Here is a 19,471-nt window from a genome sequence, read left to right on the forward strand (position 1 = left end):
CCCTACTTTAAACTTATGTTTACTAACCGCCCATTTTCATTTCGAGTAGCGGCGCTAATACATTACCTTCTCGGCCCATTCTTGTATGGTAAACCTGCCTGTACGCAAATACATTTTTTACGTAATCGCGGGTTTCGCGATACGGAATAAGCTCTACCCATAACTCAGCCGGAATAGCGTCATCAGGTAACCAACGCTTTATACGGTGATAACCCGCATTATAAGAAGCCGTAGCCAGTACTTCATTGCCATGGTTTTTCTTTTTTAAGTACTGTAAGTAACTCGTACCTAACCTAATATTTGTTTTAGGTTGATATAAACGACTACTTGTCACACTGCCTTTATTTACATACTCAGCAGTACTTGGTAATAACTGCATTAAACCACGCGCATTAGCATGCGAGCGCGCATCTGGCGCAAAAGAGCTTTCGCGCCTTGCAATAGCAATACTCCAAGCAACATCTATCTTGCTACGTTTACTGTAGCGCTCAAAAATATCTTGAAACGCAAACGGAAAACGTTGCTCTACATTATCCCATGCTTTAATTTTTGCTAAAGTAAAAATAGTACTGTCGTGCCAACCTAAGTCGGTAGATAACTGTGATGCTGCCAGCTTTTCTTCATCGCTAGAGGTATCCGTTAAGTAATTCCATTCACGGCGCGCCGACGTAAAGCGCTCAATATCATAAAGTGCTTTTGCACGCTTAAAGCCTGGTGCATTACTCACTTTATCTACAAGTACCTTATCGACTGCTAAAGGCTGATTATTTAAATCAACGGGCAACCCCAAACGTGCTGCGGCTAAAAAGCCGTAATAATCACGATTAGCCGCTACTTTTTTCCAGATGTCGTCTGCTTTTTGTTGCTCGCCACGTTGTGCATAGCTATAAGCTAACCAATATTGCTGACCAAGACTTAAATTTTCTTTACCTGTAAAAAATGCAGCAATCCCTTCCCAATCTTGGGTTTTGAGCATATTGCCCAGTTGCCACTGAATAAGCTTGCTGTCTAGTCGCTCTTTTGGCACTTTATTTAGCCAAAAGCTCGCTTGTTTATGCCCGCTAGAGGCAAGTGACAATGCAAAAGTGTAATACACATCCGCTTTTTCCTCGTCGCTGTACTTAAATATTTTTTCTAGCTTTTCCCATGCTTTTAAAGCTAGCTCTTTATCGCGCCAAACCAAACGCTTAACACCATAAATAGCTATTTGCCCTTCTTTAGCCGACTTGTTTTTATATCTATATAATCCAGCGGCTGCGCTTGGATCTTTTCGCACTTTTAAATATAAGTCAGCTAAGTAACGCTCCTTACTTGGTAATAAAGTTTTTAAGTAAGGTAATAAGCTTTGCGTTCCGCCTTGTGCAGCAAGTGTTACACGCTTCCAAACCGTTTCTTCTTTCATGTAGCCTTTTTTACGCCACGTAGAAAATAAACTATCACAACCATTAGGTTGCGATTTACCTACAGCCCATAAGTCGGTCACCTGATTTAGAATTGCCTTTTCGGGCGCACCTAAATCAAGCTGAAAGTCTAAATAAGTACAAGTAAGCTCCGTATTAGACGTTTCACGATAGTTGCGGATATACGCCGCCTTTTCGTTGTTATCTTTTAAATACTCTAACCACGCTTTACGGACCGGCCACTCAAGCGGCGTATGCTGGTATATATTTAAATATTCTTCTATTTCTGCCTGATGTTTAATGCTCGGATGGCGTTGCCAATACGTTTTTTCAACATAAGGTTTTAACGGATGATTTAGGTTACTAACCGCTTGTTTAAAGTCTTGGTAACTGCCGTACCTTACTTTTTTTTCGGCATCTAAAAATGCATCGTTATCAATACTTGCCTCGGCAGAATGAAGAGGGAAAATGAATGCAGCTGCCGCAATGCTTAATAAATATTTTTTCATAATGTCCTTTAATAAAAAATTAAAGTAGTGAATAAAAACTTTTCAACCACCTTAGCACCAAACCAGCTATATTTTAACCAGTCGATTGTAACCGAGTTAAATTTTTCGTTGCATTTTTAATTTAAAGCAAGCACACTGATTGAAATGCAAACTCATCGTACCAGTCTTAGTTCGTCAACTAGGGAGAATAATAATGTTATATAAAAGCGATTCCTTTGAAGTTAGCTTCCTAAAGGAAAACATCGCCGAGTTTAAGTTTTGTGTTGCAGGTTCTGTAAACACACTATCTCAAAAAACTCTTTCAGATTGCGCAGCAGCATTAAAAGAATTAGCCGCCAATACTGATATCAAAGGCATGATTTTTACCAGTGATAAAGACCACTTTATTATTGGTGCCGATATCTTCGAATTTTTACCTACATTTACTAAACCTGAAGAAGAATTAGTAGTATGGATCAAAAACGCAACCGACGTTTTTGATGCAATTGAAGATTTACCATTCCCAACTCTAAGCGCTATAAACGGTATGGCACTTGGCGGTGGTTGTGAGTGGGCACTTGCTACCGATTATCGTGTGGCAAGCGAAACAGCTAAAATGGGCCTACCAGAAGTTAAACTTGGCATAATGCCAGGTTTTGGTGGCACAGTGCGTTTACCACGTATCATTGGCGCCGATAACGCGATGATGTGGATTACCTCAGGCGCAGAAAACCGCGCAGCAGATGCCCTTAAAGTAGGTGCGTTTGACGCGGTAGTTAGTGCTGACAAACTTTTAGAGTCAAGTGTATCAACACTTGAACTGGCGATTGCTGGCAAGCTAGATTGGCAAGCAAAACGCAACGTAAAACTACAGCCACTTAAATTAAACCGTGTTGAGCAAGGCATGAGCTTTGCTATGGCAGAAGGTATGGTAATGGGTAAAACCAAAGGCCACTATCCTGCACCGGTTATGGCTGTACGTACTATTAAAGCAGCGGCAAACTGTACTCGCGATGAAGCAATGGCAATCGAAAACGCTAACTTTGCTAAATTAGCACGTACACCAGAAGCAGCAGCACAAACTGGTATATTCCTAGCTGATCAATACATTAAAGGTAAAGCACGTAAATTTGCTAAGCACAGCGATGTAGAAATCAAACAAGCCGCTGTATTAGGTGCTGGTATTATGGGTGGCGGTATTGCATACCAGTCTGCTTATAAAGGCACACCTATTATAATGAAAGACATCCAACAAGATGCGCTTGATTTAGGTATGGGTGAAGCATCTAAGTTATTAGGTGCAAAAGTTAAGCGTGGTCACATGCCAATGGAAAAAATGTTGGCAACACTTAGCAAAATTAAGCCAACACTTAACGAGTCAGACCTACAAAGTGCCAACATCATTGTTGAAGCCGTTGTAGAAAACCCTAAAGTTAAGCAAGCAGTACTCGCTGATCTTGAAAAGAACATGCCAGAAGGCACTGTACTTACTTCAAATACATCGACTATTTGTATTGATTTACTAGCACAAGCACTAAATAAGCCAGAAAATTTCTGTGGTATGCACTTTTTCAATCCAGTGCCAAAAATGCCATTAGTAGAAATTATCCGTGGTGCAAAAACCTCAGATAAAACAATTAATGCAGTAGTTGATTACGCGCTTAAATTAGGTAAATCACCAATTGTTGTTAACGATTGCCCAGGCTTTTTTGTAAACCGTGTTTTATTCCCTTACTTTGCAGGTTTTAGCAAATTAGTGGTTGAAGGCGCTAACTTTGCAAAAGTAGATAAAGTAATGGAAAACGTATTTGGCTGGCCTATGGGTCCGGCTTACCTACTTGATGTTGTAGGTATTGATACAGCGTTCCATTGTACTGGCGTAATGGCTGACGGTTTCCCTGAGCGTATGGCGCGTGCTGATAAAGACCCAGTGACTATTTTTGCCAACGAAAAACGTTTTGGTCAAAAGAACAAAGCCGGTTTTTATAAATACGAAACAGATCGTCGCGGTCGTCTTAAAAAGTCTCATGACGAGACAGCAATTGAGCTATTAAGCCCAATTACAGACGCACCAAAAGAATTTGATAAACAAGAAATCATCGACCGTTGTATGATTCCAATGATTAACGAAGTGCTACTGTGTTTGCAAGAAGGCATTGTTGCCTCGCCGCAAGAAGCAGATATGGCATTAGTTTACGGTGTTGGTTTCCCTCCATTTAGAGGCGGCGCGTTCCGTTACTTAGATCAAACTGGTTTAGCTAACTTTGTTGCAGCAGCAGACAAATACGCTCACCTAGGTGCGATTTACCAAGTATCTGAACAAACTCGCAAGTGGGCCGAAGAAGGTCGTGTTTTCTATAAGGTGGAAGGTTAATATCATGAATAATCCAGTAATTGTAGATTGTATCCGCACACCAATGGGTCGCTCTAAAAGTGGTGTATTCAAACATAAACGTGCAGAAGACTTAAGCGCACATTTAATGAAAGGCTTACTAGATCGCAACCCTGCAGTTGATCCTGCATCAATTGACGATATTTATTGGGGTTGTGTACAGCAAACATTAGAGCAAGGCTTTAACGTAGCACGTAACGCATCATTGCTTGCCGGTATTCCGCACAGCGTTCCTGCTGTTACGGTTAACCGTTTATGTGGCTCTTCTATGCAAGCATTGCATGACGCAGCACGCGCAATAATGACAGGCGCTGGCGACACTTACCTAATTGGTGGTGTTGAGCACATGGGTCACGTACCTATGACTCACGGCAACGACTTTCACCCAGGCTTAGCAACATCAATTGCACAAGCGTCTGGCTCTATGGGCTTAACAGCAGAATACCTTGCAACGCTTCATGGCATTAGCCGTGAGCAACAAGATGAATTTGCTTACCGTTCACATCAACGTGCACAAGCTGCAACTGTTGAAGGCCGCTTCCGTCGCGAAATTTTAGCAATGGAAGGTCACGATGCAGATGGTTCGCTTATCTTAGTTGAAGACGACGAAGTAATTCGCCCAGAAACAACAGTAGAAGGTCTATCAAAGCTTCGCCCTGTATTTAATCCTGCATCGGGTACGGTAACAGCCGGTACTTCTTCTGCACTTTCTGACGGCGCATCTGCAATGTTAGTAATGAGCGAAGAAAAAGCAAAAGAACTTGGTTTACCAATTCGTGCGCGTATTAAAGCAATGGCAGTCGCTGGTTGCGATCCATCAATTATGGGTTACGGCCCAGTACCAGCAAGTAAAAAAGCACTTGCACAAGCCGGTATTACAATTGATGACCTAGGCGTAGTAGAACTTAACGAAGCCTTTGCAGCACAATCATTACCTGTAATGAAAGATTTAGGGTTAATGGATGTTGTTGACGAAAAAGTGAATTTAAATGGCGGCGCAATCGCACTTGGTCACCCACTGGGTTGTTCGGGTTCGCGTATTAGCACATCGCTTATTCACTTAATGGAAGACAAAAATGTACGATACGGTTTAGCAACTATGTGTATTGGTTTAGGCCAAGGCATTGCCACTGTATTTGAACGTGTTCAAGACTAATTAGTTTAAACATGTAAAACCATCTTGGTGATTAAAAAGGCGAACTGATTTTATTCAGTTCGCCTTTTTTATTAACTTCAATTTATGAAAACGACCCTTTATGAAGTAAGTATGTAACAGCGTAATTATGTGATCGGGCGTATTATTAAATAAAGCATTTTGAAACTGCTAAAAGCATTAAGTAAAATAGTTAAATTACACTTAAAATTGCGTTAAACTGCCAAACTTATTAATTGCTATACCTAAGCACTCACGTACGCAGCAATCACTTTAATTAAACAGGCCAATTTATTATGAGCTTTGATAATCCCGATCACCAATTAGATGCCATAGGCCTTCGCTGCCCAGAGCCAGTAATGATGGTACGTGCTGCTATTCGTAAAATGAATGACGGTGAAACGTTATTAATAACTGCTGATGACCCATCAACCACCCGCGATATTCCGAGCTTTTGTACGTTCATGGATCACACGCTGGTGGCTAAAGATGCAGAAGAAGCACCGTATAGATATGTGGTTAAGAAAGGAATTTGAACTAGAGCATATATATAAAACCAGTAACAACCAGAGCTACTGAAATAAAAATTAGAACTTTAAGTACCACTTCATCATTGGTTTTATAGAACAAATCTATTTCTGATTTATTTTTAATTTCTAAATACTTATATAAGCTTAAGAAGATAAAGGCTGAGCTGGAACTAATTAAAGCTAAACTAGCAGAAATAGAAGCGAAAAAAAGAACTACTGCTACAGCGAATAAAAGTAACGGCGCTATAAATATTGCTTTATACATTCTTGTACTTAAATTTTTATGTGCCAATGTAGAAAATTGATTACTTTTCCTTAATGCCATAGTAAACATTGTGTTTAATATCAGACTAATGCCAAATAAATTGCTAGCTACAAGAAGTAATATCCTATCTAATTTAGCGCTACCTAAGCTCGGTAGCATTAGAAAATAAGCGAAACTCGCTCCAGCAGCAACAGAGTAATTAAACCAAATTTCCTTTTTCATAAACCCTCTATATATTTGTACTCTCGTCCTACGTAAAATTTATTTCTTTGTCCCATTCTTTAGTTTTATAAAACGTCCTTGTCACAAATCCATTAATTCACTCGGGCAGCTTTAAAAATATAGCTATCACTTCTTCGTTATCGTTACTTGTGGCTTATCGTAGTCACTGTAATCAATACTTACTATGTACGTGCCTTTTATTGCTGGTGTGAAACTAAAGTAGTTATAAATAGTATTACAGTCTGCGATAGCTGGCTGGCCGAGTGTTAGGCTTTGCTCCTCTGGTTGTGCGTCGCTATAACCACAGTTATAACCTTCGCTAAAATCGGCATCTGCTATTTTAAATTCGTACACTTTACCAGGGCTAGAAAATTTAACTTCTGCTTGATAAAGCGCAGGACCAACTGGCGAAAACTGATACTGAGGTTCAGCGTCCCAAAGCGTAAAGTCGCCTCTTAGATAAATTGTTTTATCTAGCTCTTGCTGTGGCAATACATCGTTAATCGAAATTTGGCTTGTACAAGCAGTAAGTAAACCAGCAATTGCTAAGGTTAAAATTCGTTTCATAGAAATCATCAATGGGGTTTCCTTTGCATACAGTGAAAACTAAAAAGCCAGCAAAACGCTGGCTTTTAAAATTGCTAATCGGTGTTATTTTTGTAAAACAGAAATATCTGCAATACCTAAAAACAATCCGCTTAACTGGCTTAATAGCGCAAGACGATTTTGCTTAACTGCTTCATCGTCGGCCATAACCATTACGTTGTCAAAAAAGTTATCAACACTTTGTCGAATACCGGCCAATTGGCTTAATGCTTCTTGATAGTTACCGTCTGCATAAAGTGGTGCAAGGTCAGTGGCAAATTTTGCTACTTGTGATGCCAATACTTTTTCAGCGTCGTCGCTTAATAAGCTCTCATCAACACTACCTTGGCTGGTAATGTCGTTTTTAGCCAGAATGTTACCTACACGCTTATTAGCGGCTGCAAGCGCTTCTGCTGCGTCTAATGTGCGGAAGTGACTTACGGCCTTAACACGGCGATCAAAATCAACAGGTTTAGTCGGACGACGTGCAAGCACAGCTTGAATTACGTCTACTTCAATCCCTTCGTCTTGATACCAAGCACGGAAGCGCCCTAGCATAAATTCAAATACATCAGCTGATACATTTAAGTTAGTTAACTTGTCGCCAAATAATGTTTGCGATTTAGCTACTAGGTCTAAAATATCAAGTGGTAGTTCTTTTTCTACCATAATGCGAAGTGCACCAATAGCAGCACGACGAAGCGCAAATGGGTCTTTGTCACCTTTAGGTGCTTGGCCTATACCAAAAATACCCACCAGCGTGTCAAACTTATCAGCAATCGCTACTGCGCAGCTAATTAAGTTTGTAGGTAAGTTGTCGCCTGCAAAGCGTGGCATGTACTGCTCGTTTTGCGCTATGGCTACATCTTCGGCTTCACCGTCGTGGCGAGCGTAATGCATTCCCATTACACCTTGTACGTCGGTAAATTCCATTACCATTTCTGTCATTAAGTCAGTTTTACTTAATAAGCCTGCACGCTGTGCTAGCACTTTATCAGCACCTAATTGCTCAGCAATATAACCTGCAAGCTCACTAATACGCTGAGACTTATCTTTAAGCGTACCAAGTTGTTTTTGGAACAATACGCTATCAAGCGATTCTAATCGGCTTTCTAGTGTTTTCTTTTTATCTGTTTCAAAGAAGAACTGTGCATCCGCTAAACGCGGGCGCACTACTTTTTCGTTACCAGAAATAACTACACTTGGATCTTTACTTTCTATGTTAGATACAAACAAAAACTTATTCAAAAGTTTGCCGTTTTGATCTAATAACGGGAAATATTTTTGATCGTCTTTCATGGTATAGATTAACGCTTCGGCTGGTACATCTAAAAATGCTTCTTCAAATGTTGCCGTTAAAGTAACTGGCCACTCTACAAGTGATGTTACTTCTTCTAGTAAATCTTCATCCATTGCAACAACAGCATTAACTGCCTTTGCGGCCTCTTCTATTTGCGTACGAATTTGCGCTTTACGTTGTTCGTAATCGGCAATAACGTAAGCAGATTTAAGTACGTCAAAAACGTCATCCGCATGGTTTATGCTAATTTTTTCTGGGTGATGAAAACGATGACCCTGAAGCTGATTAGTTATTTTCTTACCAAGGATCTCGCCTTCAAGTAGCTCATCACCAAACAAAATAGTTACCGTATGCACAGGACGAATAAATTGTGTTTTATTCGCGCCCCAACGCATTGGTTTAGGAATTGGTAATTTAGCTAACGCTTTAGTAATTGCACCTGTCATTAGCGATTTGGTTTCTTGCCCTGCTACTTTAGCAATGTGCAATAACCATGCGCCTTTGTCTGTTTCGAGTGTTTGTGCGTCTTTTACTTCAATACCACAACCACGCGCCCAACCCATTGCTGCTTTTGTTGGGTTACCGTCACCGTCAAATGCGGCTTTAGCCGCTGGACCACGTTTTTCAACTTCTTTGTCTTGTTGCTTAGCTTCAAGCGCTTTTACTTGTAAACCTAAACGACGAGGCGATGCATACCAGCTTACGCCTTGGTGTGCTAATTCGAGTGTTTCTAGCTCTGCAGTTAAGTTTGCAGCAAAAGCTTCTGCTAATTTACGCAGTGCTTTTGGTGGCAACTCTTCGGTGCCAATTTCTACTAATAAATTTTGTGCTGACATGCTTACTTATCCTTACACAGCGGGAAACCAAGCGCTTCGCGTTTGTCATAGTAACTTTGTGCACACGCTTTTGATAACGCACGAACGCGTAAAATATAACGTTGACGTTCTGTTACCGAAATAGCGTGTCGTGCGTCTAGTAAGTTAAAGGCATGCGATGCTTTCATTACTTGCTCGTAAGCCGGTAGTGGTAAGTTTGCTTCAATTAACTTTTGGCTCTCTGCTTCACATTTATCAAACTGAGCAAATAAGTCTTCTACGTTTGCGTGTTCAAAATTGTAAGTAGACTGCTCTACTTCATTTTGATGGAATACGTCGCCGTAGGTTACACGCCCTAACGGCCCGTCTGCCCATACTAGGTCGTAAATACTATCTACGCCTTGAATGTACATTGCTAAACGCTCTAGGCCGTAAGTAATCTCACCTGTTACTGGTGAACACTCAATACCGCCAACTTGTTGAAAGTAGGTAAACTGCGTTACTTCCATGCCGTTTAACCAAATTTCCCAACCTAGGCCCCACGCACCTAACGTAGGTGATTCCCAGTTGTCTTCTACAAAGCGAACTTCGTGAGTTAGTGTATCGATACCCATAGCCGCTAAAGAGCCTAAGTAAAGCTCTTGGATGTTATCTGGCGATGGCTTTAAAACAACTTGGAATTGGTAGTAGTGTTGTAAGCGATTTGGGTTTTCACCGTAACGACCATCAGTAGGACGACGACACGGTTGCACGTATGCACTTGCCATTGGCTCTGGACCAATAGACTTTAAAAATGTTTGCGGGTGAAATGTCCCTGCGCCCACTTCCATATCAAGTGGTTGAATAATGACACAGCCTTGCTGCGCCCAATAATCCTGTAAAGCCAGGATCAAACCTTGAAAGGTTTTTACGTCATATTTTTGCATATTTGGCTTTTTACTATCTAAGAAGTAGCGTGAAAATTACCCTTAGTATACCGTGTGTACACTCAGGTTTTAAGCAGTTTGTGTAGAAAATAAAAAAGGAGCCATTAGGCTCCTTTTTCAATGTAAGTAATATTTTTACACGTCTAGGTTAACTACACGTAGTGCGTTATTTTCAATAAACTCACGACGAGGCTCAACTTGATCGCCCATTAAGGTTGCAAACAATTGATCCGCGCCAACAGCATCTTCAATAGTTACTTGCAACATACGACGAGCACTAGGATCCATTGTTGTTTCCCACAGCTGGCTAGGGTTCATTTCGCCTAGTCCTTTATAGCGTTGAATATAGATCCCACGCTTAGATTCTGTGATCAACCATTCCAAAGCATCCACAAAGTTATCAACAGGTTTTGTTTTCTCACCACGTTGAATATATGCACCTTCACTAAGGATGTTTGCGATGTGAGTACCAGTCACAGCAATGCGTTGGTAGTCACGTGACGCAATAAAGTCATAATGAAGTACGTGCGCTTTATCAACACCGTGCTGACGAATATTCACAACCGGGTAATACATATTACGCTCAGTGTCATGCTCTGTACCTGCATGGAAAATAGTCGCATCTTCATCACGTTCAACTAGGTCATCAACTAACTCTTTTGTCCAAGCAATTACTTTCGCTTCGTCAGAAAGGTCATCCGTTTTTAACTCTGTTTGATAGATTAAGCGTTCCATTACCGTGTTAGGGTATTTACGTTTTAAACGCTCAATTACTTTAACTGTGTTTTGATAATCGTGAACGATTTCTTCTAGTGCTTCACCTTCAAGAGCTGGTGCATCTGTACTTGCATACAACGCAGCACCATTAAGAGCTAGCGATGTTAGGTATTCAACTAATGCAGGGTCATCTTTAATATAACGCTCTTGCTTACCTTTTTTCACTTTATAAAGTGGTGGTTGAGCAATATAAATATAGCCGCGTTCTACAATTTCAGGCATTTGACGATAGAAGAATGTTAATAGTAACGTACGAATATGAGAACCATCCACGTCCGCATCGGTCATGATGATGATACGGTGATAGCGTAATTTCTCAGGATTATATTCGTCACGACCAATACCACACCCTAATGCAGTAATTAGTGTTGCTACTTCTTGCGAAGATAACATTTTATCAAAACGTGCTTTTTCTACGTTTAAGATTTTACCTTTAAGTGGAAGAATAGCTTGGTTTTTACGGTTACGTCCCTGCTTGGCTGATCCGCCAGCAGAGTCCCCTTCCACTATATATAGTTCAGATTGGGCAGGATCTTTTTCTTGGCAATCAGCCAGCTTACCTGGTAAACCAGCTAAGTCCATTGCACCTTTACGACGAGTCATTTCACGGGCTTTACGCGCCGCTTCACGAGCACGTGAGGCATCAATAATCTTACCTACAACAATTTTGGCATCAGTTGGGTTTTCTAATAAAAACTCAGTGAATTTTTCAGCCATTGCTTGTTCAACTGCAGACTTAACTTCACTTGAAACTAGCTTGTCTTTAGTTTGTGATGAGAACTTAGGATCAGGAACTTTAACACTAACAACAGCAGTTAAGCCTTCACGGGCATCATCACCGGTAGCATTACTGGTTGTTTTAGCTTTTTTGTTAAAGCCTTCCTTTTCCATGTAGTTATTAAGTGTACGTGTTAGCGCTGATCTAAAACCGGCTAAGTGAGTACCACCATCACGTTGTGGAATATTATTTGTGAAACAGTAAATGTTTTCTTGGTATGCATCATTCCACTGCATTGATACTTCAACGCTAATACCATCTTCCTCACGTTCGTGAGTAAAATGGAATACACCTTTGTGTATAGGTGTTTTATTACGGTTTAAGTATTCTACAAAAGCTTGAATACCGCCTTCGTATTTAAAGTGATCAGATTTATTTTCTTCACGTTCATCATTTAAAATGATGCTCACACCTGAATTTAGGAATGAAAGCTCGCGTAAACGCTTAGCTAAAATTTCGTAATGAAAATCTAAGTTTGTGAATGTTTCACCACTTGGCCAAAAACGTAATTCAGTGCCCGTAGTTTCAGAGTCACCAATAACGGCTAGAGGTGCATCTGGAACGCCCATAGTGTAAAACTGCTCATGAAGTTTACCTTCACGGCGAACTGTAAGTTTTAGCTTTTCTGAAAGTGCATTTACAACAGAAACACCAACACCGTGTAACCCACCAGATACTTTATAAGAGTTATCATCAAACTTACCACCGGCATGAAGTACCGTCATAATAACTTCGGCTGCTGATACGCCTTCTTCTTCATGGATAGAAGTTGGAATACCACGACCGTTATCTCGTACTGAGACAGAACCGTCTAAGTGAATCGTTACATAAATATCATCACAATGACCTGCTAAGGCTTCATCGATCGAGTTATCAACGACCTCAAACACCATGTGGTGTAAGCCTGTGCCATCATCGGTGTCCCCAATATACATTCCAGGACGCTTTCTTACTGCGTCTAATCCTTTAAGTACTTTAATACTCGACGAGTCATAATTCTCAGACATGGTTAATCCCACTTATCTTGTTATTAGGTTGCCATGTTTCACGTGGAACATTTGTAGTTCTCGTTGCATGGGTTCCACCACAGCAGAAATACTTTCAGACAAAATTGAAGAGATAAAAATTTGAGAACTGCAGTGAGCAAGTAATTGTCCCACTTTCTCTTTTGTATCTTCGCCTAACTCTGAAGGTAGATCATCTATTAGCAATATAGATTGCTTATCTGTCTCTGACTCAATTAAGCTATTTTGCGTAACTTTTAACGCATACAATAATAGCTTCAATTGACCGCGTGAGAATGTATTCTCCACGCTGTTGCCAGCGACACTAAAACTAAAATCGGCCTTATGAGGGCCTTTACTTGTAAACCCTTGGCGAGCATCTCGCTCAAAGTTTTGCTCTAACGCATCTGCAAGAGATTCGGTCTCTTTCCAGCCTGCGTTAAAGGTCATTTCTAAATCACGTACAAGCGTTAATTCTGCACACATTTTATCAAAAAACTGCTGCTTAAACCTACTTATATACGCCAATCTTAATTTATTTATTTCTTCAGCCAGTCTAACAAATTCTTTGTCCCAAAACTTAATTTGGTCAAAATAATTCTTTGGCTTAGTTTTTAACAATGCATTACGCTGTTTAAGTACTTTATTAAACGATTGCCACAAAAAAAAGAACTCATGTTCCACGTGGAACAAACCTAAATCTAAAAACTTTCTACGCTCTTTCGGCCCACCAAAAAATAAGGAATAACTCTCTGGTGTAATAATTTGCACTGGCATGAGTTGAGCTAGTTCAGATATTTTACGGCTCGCTTTTCCTTGGATTTTTAAATTAGTTTCACCCGTTTGAGTTTTGCTAATGCCAATAGGAATAGATAAGTCGTGAATTGTTTTGCGCCCATGAATTACAAACTGCTCATGCTGATGCGCGATAATACTTTTGTGTTTTGGAGTACGAAAAGATTTGCCGTGAGAAAGGTAATAAATAGCCTCTAAAAGGCTGGTTTTTCCGCTGCCATTTTCACCATAAATTATATTAACGCCATTGACTGGTTCTAGCGTCAGCGCCTCAATATTACGAAAATATTTGAGGCTCAAATGACTTAAGCTCATTATGTATTTATAATCTTATAAACGCATAGGCATAACAACATACATTGCTTCTTCATCGCCTGCACCTTCAATTAATGCACTGCTATTTGAGTCAGCTAATGTAAATAGTACGTCTTCTGTTTTTAGTGTGTTTAGTACGTCTAATACGTAAGACACGTTAAACCCGATTTCTAGGTCAGCACCTTCGTAACTTACTTCAACAACTTCTTCAGCTTGTTCTTGCTCTGGGTTGTTAGCCGTAATTTTTAATAAACCGTTTGATAAGTTTAAGCGTACACCACGAAACTTTTCATTAGATAAAATAGACACTCGTTGAAACGCATTTCGTAACCATTCGCGGTTAGCTGTAATTATCTTATCCCCACCGCGTGGTAATACTCGACGGTAATCAGGAAAGCGCCCATCAACTAGTTTACTTGTAAATGTAAACTCAAGATCGATGATACGAATATGGTTGGCACCAAACTGAATTGTTACCAATTCGTCGTCAGCGACCATAAGACGCATAATTTCTTGCACACCTTTGCGAGGAATAATTAGTTGGCGTTGAGTATTAAGCGATTGCGTTAATTGCTTTTGCGCTATAGCCAAACGGTGACCATCTGTCGCCACTGTTTTTATATCGGTATTATCTACTTCAAACGACATACCATTTAAGTAATAACGTACGTCTTGATTTGCCATTGAAAAATGCGTGCTTTCGAGTAACTTACGAAGCTCTAAACGAGTTAGTTGAAACTCAACCTCTCCGTCCCACTCTTCTAAATTAGGAAAATCATCAGCAGACAAAGTCGTTAATGAAAAACGGCTTTTACCACTAGTTAAAAGTAATTGATGCTCTTGCAAGCTTAAAGTAATGTCTGAACCATCTGGTAGACTTTTACAAATATCGAGTAACTTTTTAGCGGGTAACGTTAGTTTTGTATCGGCAATATCATCACCTACAAATACACCAGAAACTAGTTCAATTTCAAGGTCAGTACCCGTCATTGAAAGTTGTCCGTTTTCTACCACTAACAATACGTTAGATAAAATTGGCAACGTGTGCTTGCGCTCTATTGCGCCAGACACTTGCACCAATGGCTTTAAAAATTGTTGTCTTGATATTGTTATTTGCATAATAAAGTCAGCCCTAAGATGACAATGTTCTTATTAAATTTTGGTAATCTTCTTTAATTTCGTGGCTTTCGTCACGTAGTGATTTTATCTTACGACATGCATGTAATACGGTCGTATGATCGCGTCCACCAAATGCGTCACCAATCTCAGGTAAGCTGTGATTAGTTAATTCTTTAGATAATGCCATAGCTACTTGGCGCGGCCTCGCTATAGAGCGGCTGCGGCGCTTAGATAACAGATCAGATATACGAATTCGATAGTACTCAGCAACAGTGCGCTGAATATTGTCTATGGTAACCAGTTTATCTTGCAAGGCAAGTAAATCGCGTAGCGCTTCTTTTACAAAGTCGATAGAAATTGGACGACCCGTAAAGTTCGCATTAGCGATTACACGGTTAAGTGCACCTTCTAATTCACGTACATTCGAGCGTAATTTTTTTGCAATAAAAAAGGCAACTTCGTGTGGTAAGTTAATCTTACTTTGCTGGGCTTTTTTCATCAAAATAGCAACACGCGTTTCAAGCTCTGGTGGCTCAATCGCAATTGTTAATCCCCAACCAAAACGTGATTTTAGCCTGTCTTCAACGCCTTCAATCTCTTTAGGATAACGGTCAGAAGTTAAAATAATTTGTTGGTTACCTTCAAGCAATGCATTAAAGGTATGAAAAAACTCTTCTTGTGAACGCTCTTTGTTAGCAAAAAATTGAATATCATCAATCATCAATGCATCAACACTACGGTAATAACGCTTAAATTCTTCTATCGCATTATTTTGAAGTGCCTTTACCATGTCTTGAACAAAGCGTTCTGAATGCATGTAAACAATTTTAGCATCTGGCTTATTTGCCATAATGCCGTTACCTACTGCATGTAATAAGTGAGTTTTACCTAAACCAGTGCCACCATATATAAATACAGGGTTAAAAGCAGAGCCAGGATTGTCGGCAACCTGTGTGGCCGCAGCTTTTGCTAATTGGTTTGATTTACCTTCAACAAAGCTATCAAAAGTATAGTTTTCTTTAATGTTAGATTTGTAACCTGACTTAGGTGCAGGTTCAACAACTGGCTTTTGCTCGCGAGGCTGTTGTTTTGCTGAAGCGTGTGCACTTGGTGCTGATTGAGTTTCTATAACCGGTGCAGCTTGTGCATTTAATAAAGGTTTACTACCTACATCAAAACGTAGTTTTGGTGCTTCAACACCACAAATTTCTACTAGTAATTCGTTAATTCTATTTAGGTACTTTTCTCTCACCCAATCAAGCACAAAGCGATTAGGTGCATAAATCGTCAAGGTATCTTCGGTACTTTCTGCTTGTAGCGGTCTTACCCACATACTGAATTGCTGCGAAGGCAACTCATCTTGCAATACATATAAACAACTTTGCCAAACCGACAGATACACAGTTAAACTCCCAGAGATATAATTTTTATTCCCGCACATCATTAATGATTATAAATCATACATTTATTACGTTCAAATGGTCCAATAAGCGACCCAAGACCGCGTATTATGAAGACACTTTATCCACAAGTAAAAGATTGATTTTTATAAAATTGTTGATATCGATGTATAAAATCATTAACAAGCTGATTTAAAACAGTTTTTATTTTAGATCCTGAGAGGAGATCATAACAAAATAACACCAAGATCGCGAACCAAATTTACGATCCAATTTACTTTTCCCCTGCTTTTATTCACTTTTTATACAAGGGCTGTGGAAAACTTCTTATTTATGATGATCCTAACAGATCGCCTTACATGATCTCTCATATAGTAGTAGGTGGGTTATATACCCTTAACGTAATTATGATTGACTTTACATTACTTACTCTATAATATCTCGCGCTCGCAATGGCACCTATGCCAGGATCGCGACCTGTATAGGATGTTTTAACTTTAACCGATCGGATGAGATTGTTATGAAAAGAACTTTTCAACCTAGCGTTTTAAAACGCAAACGTGCACACGGCTTCCGTGCTCGCATGGCAACTGTAAATGGCCGTAAAGTATTAGCACGTCGCCGCGCTAAAGGCCGCAAAGTTCTTTCTGCTTAATTTATAAGTGGAAGACTTTAGCTTTGGCAGGGAGTTACGTCTGTTAACTCCCTCGCATTACTCTCGCATATTTAATGAACCCGCTCGGGCTGCAACTCCTTTCTTTACTCTATTAGCTAAACCAAATGACCAAGAAAAACCTCGGTTAGGTCTTACTGTTGCTAAAAAACGTGTAAAAAAGGCATGCCAACGAAACCGTATTAAACGTCTCGCTCGCGAAAGTTTTCGTTTAAATCAACACAGCATCGATAATATTGATATTGTGCTTATGGTCAAAAATGGTATTGATGAGCAGTCTAATGAAGAAATAACCAAACAACTTACTAAATTATGGCGAAAAATTAACGAACGCTGTAAACCAGGTGCACCTAAACCGCCACCTTTTAAGAAACGCCCAAACAAATCAGCTAAATCTAATAAACAAACCTAATTGCAATAGAATTGCAGGGTTAATTAATGTATCTTTAGCTCACCTTTTAATCATGCATTTAAATTTTCTAATTGAGTCTTTAAACACATGATATCTATCTCACTAAACTTAAGTAGGGGCATAAACATCATGAGGTTACTTAAACCACTTGTTGCTTTACCGAAGTTTTGTTTAGTGTTATTTATCCGCGGTTATCAAAAGTGGATTAGCCCGCTGTTAGGTCCGCATTGTCGTTTTAATCCAACCTGCTCTAGTTATGCAATTCAAGCAATTAATTTGCATGGGTTTATAAAAGGTAGTTGGTTAGCTTTAAAACGCATACTAAAATGCCATCCTTTACATTCAGGCGGAGACGACCCCGTTCCTGAAAAATTAACCCATATTAACCACCAACACGAGAAATAAGAGCTGTTATGGAATCGCAACGCACGTTTTTATTAATTGGCCTAATGCTAGTGTCGTTTTTATTGTTCCAAGAATGGGATAATGATTACAACAAGCCTAAAGTCGATCCAAGTGCCACAACACAAACACTACAAGCAAATTCACCAGAGTCGGATGATTATATTCCTTCATCATCAGATTCAGAGTTACCTGCTTCAGCAACTTTAGCTAAGCGTTCAGTTATTGAAATTACAACTGACGTTTTTAAAGTTAAAATTGACACCAAAGGCGGTGACATTGTTGAAACAGACCTTCTTCAATACGAAGAGACAAAAGGCAGTGAAACGCCTTATATGCTCCTTGGTGAGCTTATTGAAGGTAGACAATACTTTTCACAAAGTGGCTTAATTGGTTTAAATGGCCCTGACGGATCAGCGAATGGTCGCCCTACTTATAGTACCGAACAAAAGTCATATACCTTAACGGGTGATGTGCTTCGCGTTCCACTTCAGTTTACTGATAGTAATGGTGTTAGTTTTACTAAAACGTATGTATTCAAAAAAGGTCAGTATGACGTAGGCTTAGAATACAAAATTAACAACACCACCAGCACACCTCTTCAAGTTCAGCTATACACGCAAATTAAGCGTACTGTACAAGAAAAAGGCAGCATGGTTGATCAAAACTATTTAGGTGCTGCATACGGTACTGATGAAGAACCTTACGAAAAGTATAGTTTTTCTGATATGGCTGATAAAAACCTAAATAAAAGCACACAAGGTGGCTACGTTGCATTTATACAGCATTACTTTGTAAGTGCTTGGGTTCCAATGCAGGATCAATCAAATACTATTTATAGCTTAATTACGAAAAGTAATGCCGCTATTATTGGTGCTAAAGACCCTGCTGTTAATATTCAAGCAGGTAGTGAGCAAACACTAACTGCTACTTATTATATGGGCCCGAAAGAATCAGATATTCTTGAAGCGATTCACCCAGACCTAGACTTAACTGTAGATTACGGTTGGTTATGGTTTATTTCGCAACCTTTATTTGTATTGCTAAAATGGTTACACAGCATTTTAGGTAACTGGGGTGTAGCAATTATTGCAATCACTATTATCGTAAAATCGTTAATGTACCCGCTAACTAAAGCGCAATACACTTCAATGGCAAAAATGCGTGCCCTACAGCCTAAAATGGCAGCTCTTAAAGAAAAGTTTGGTGATGACCGTCAAAAGTTCGGCCAAGCAACTATGGAAATGTACAAGAAAGAAAAAGTTAACCCTATGGGTGGCTGTTTCCCTATTTTGCTACAAATGCCAATTTTCTTAGCCTTGTTCTACGTATTCTTAGAGTCTACTGAACTTCGCCATGCTGAATTTATTTTTTGGTTAACTGACCTTTCTGCACAAGACCCGTACTACGTATTACCGATATTATTTGGTGCGAGTATGTTTGTGACGCAAAAGCTACAACCTATGACGGTTACTGATCCAATGCAGCAAAAAATGATGACCTTTATGCCGGTTATCTTCTCTGTATTCTTCTTATGGTTCCCATCTGGTTTAGTTCTTTACTGGTTAGTGTCTAACCTTATTTCTATTGTCCAGATGTTAATCATCTACCGTGGCATGGAAAAGAAAGGAATTAAAGTAAGAGGCTAATTGCCTATACCCAAGCCACATCAAGATGGTTTGAGTATATTACTTATATAAAGGCGACTTCGGTCGCCTTT

General features: G+C 39.7%; 16 protein-coding genes. 7 read left to right on the forward strand and 9 right to left on the reverse strand.

Translation table 11 applies throughout. The features are described from left to right. Positions 1–22: 22 nt before the first annotated feature. Positions 23–1,909, reverse strand: a complete 1,887-nt coding sequence (locus BW142_RS19480) for a transglycosylase SLT domain-containing protein (RefSeq protein WP_076926035.1) — start codon at positions 1,907–1,909, stop codon at positions 23–25. 193 nt (positions 1,910–2,102) lie between these two features. Between BW142_RS19480 and fadB the strand changes: the two genes are divergently transcribed. From fadB to tusA, 3 genes are all read left to right on the forward strand, one after another. Continuing rightward, on the forward strand, positions 2,103–4,262 hold the full coding sequence (gene fadB / locus BW142_RS19485) for a fatty acid oxidation complex subunit alpha FadB (RefSeq protein WP_076926036.1): 2,160 nt from the start codon (positions 2,103–2,105) through the stop codon (positions 4,260–4,262). Positions 4,263–4,266: 4 nt separating this feature from the next. After that, complete coding sequence (gene fadA / locus BW142_RS19490) at positions 4,267–5,436, forward strand: acetyl-CoA C-acyltransferase FadA (protein WP_024597185.1); 1,170 nt, start codon at positions 4,267–4,269, stop codon at positions 5,434–5,436. A 293-nt stretch (positions 5,437–5,729) separates the two neighbouring features. Continuing rightward, a complete protein-coding gene (gene tusA / locus BW142_RS19495) occupies positions 5,730–5,969 on the forward strand; it encodes a sulfurtransferase TusA (RefSeq protein WP_008138040.1) in 240 nt (79 codons plus the stop codon). Between the two features lies 1 nt (position 5,970). Here tusA and BW142_RS19500 read toward each other — a convergent pair whose 3' ends face one another. The 8 genes from BW142_RS19500 to dnaA all read right to left on the reverse strand — a co-directional run bounded on the left by BW142_RS19500 (position 5,971) and on the right by dnaA (position 16,266). Further along, complete coding sequence (locus BW142_RS19500; RefSeq protein ID WP_076926037.1) at positions 5,971–6,450, reverse strand: hypothetical protein; 480 nt, start codon at positions 6,448–6,450, stop codon at positions 5,971–5,973. A 126-nt stretch (positions 6,451–6,576) separates the two neighbouring features. Then, complete coding sequence (locus BW142_RS19505; protein ID WP_076926038.1) at positions 6,577–7,026, reverse strand: hypothetical protein; 450 nt, start codon at positions 7,024–7,026, stop codon at positions 6,577–6,579. A 75-nt stretch (positions 7,027–7,101) separates the two neighbouring features. Next, on the reverse strand, positions 7,102–9,171 hold the full coding sequence (gene glyS / locus BW142_RS19510; protein ID WP_076926039.1) for a glycine--tRNA ligase subunit beta: 2,070 nt from the start codon (positions 9,169–9,171) through the stop codon (positions 7,102–7,104). Positions 9,172–9,173: 2 nt separating this feature from the next. After that, on the reverse strand, positions 9,174–10,076 hold the full coding sequence (glyQ, locus tag BW142_RS19515; RefSeq protein WP_007584197.1) for a glycine--tRNA ligase subunit alpha: 903 nt from the start codon (positions 10,074–10,076) through the stop codon (positions 9,174–9,176). A gap of 135 nt (positions 10,077–10,211) precedes the next feature. Next, a complete protein-coding gene (gene gyrB / locus BW142_RS19520) occupies positions 10,212–12,638 on the reverse strand; it encodes a DNA topoisomerase (ATP-hydrolyzing) subunit B (protein ID WP_024599958.1) in 2,427 nt (808 codons plus the stop codon). Positions 12,639–12,650: 12 nt separating this feature from the next. Then, a complete protein-coding gene (recF, locus tag BW142_RS19525; protein ID WP_024604765.1) occupies positions 12,651–13,745 on the reverse strand; it encodes a DNA replication/repair protein RecF in 1,095 nt (364 codons plus the stop codon). A gap of 15 nt (positions 13,746–13,760) precedes the next feature. Continuing rightward, positions 13,761–14,864, reverse strand: coding sequence for a DNA polymerase III subunit beta (gene dnaN / locus BW142_RS19530; RefSeq protein ID WP_076926040.1), 1,104 nt, complete (start codon positions 14,862–14,864; stop codon positions 13,761–13,763). A 13-nt stretch (positions 14,865–14,877) separates the two neighbouring features. Then, a complete protein-coding gene (dnaA, locus tag BW142_RS19535; protein ID WP_010555148.1) occupies positions 14,878–16,266 on the reverse strand; it encodes a chromosomal replication initiator protein DnaA in 1,389 nt (462 codons plus the stop codon). 518 nt (positions 16,267–16,784) lie between these two features. Between dnaA and rpmH the strand changes: the two genes are divergently transcribed. From rpmH to yidC, 4 genes are all read left to right on the forward strand, one after another. Next, a complete protein-coding gene (gene rpmH / locus BW142_RS19540; RefSeq protein ID WP_004335215.1) occupies positions 16,785–16,919 on the forward strand; it encodes a 50S ribosomal protein L34 in 135 nt (44 codons plus the stop codon). A gap of 7 nt (positions 16,920–16,926) precedes the next feature. Continuing rightward, positions 16,927–17,349, forward strand: coding sequence for a ribonuclease P protein component (gene rnpA, locus BW142_RS19545; RefSeq protein ID WP_007584204.1), 423 nt, complete (start codon positions 16,927–16,929; stop codon positions 17,347–17,349). A gap of 129 nt (positions 17,350–17,478) precedes the next feature. Continuing rightward, on the forward strand, positions 17,479–17,754 hold the full coding sequence (gene yidD / locus BW142_RS19550; RefSeq protein WP_024599961.1) for a membrane protein insertion efficiency factor YidD: 276 nt from the start codon (positions 17,479–17,481) through the stop codon (positions 17,752–17,754). Positions 17,755–17,762: 8 nt separating this feature from the next. Further along, the gene (gene yidC / locus BW142_RS19555) at positions 17,763–19,400 is read left to right on the forward strand and encodes a membrane protein insertase YidC (protein WP_076926041.1); all 1,638 of its coding nucleotides are present in this window, start codon (positions 17,763–17,765) and stop codon (positions 19,398–19,400) included. Positions 19,401–19,471: the final 71 nt, after the last annotated feature.

The sequence above is a fragment of the Pseudoalteromonas sp. EB27 genome, assembly GCF_001974875.1.
Classification (GTDB): domain Bacteria; phylum Pseudomonadota; class Gammaproteobacteria; order Enterobacterales; family Alteromonadaceae; genus Pseudoalteromonas.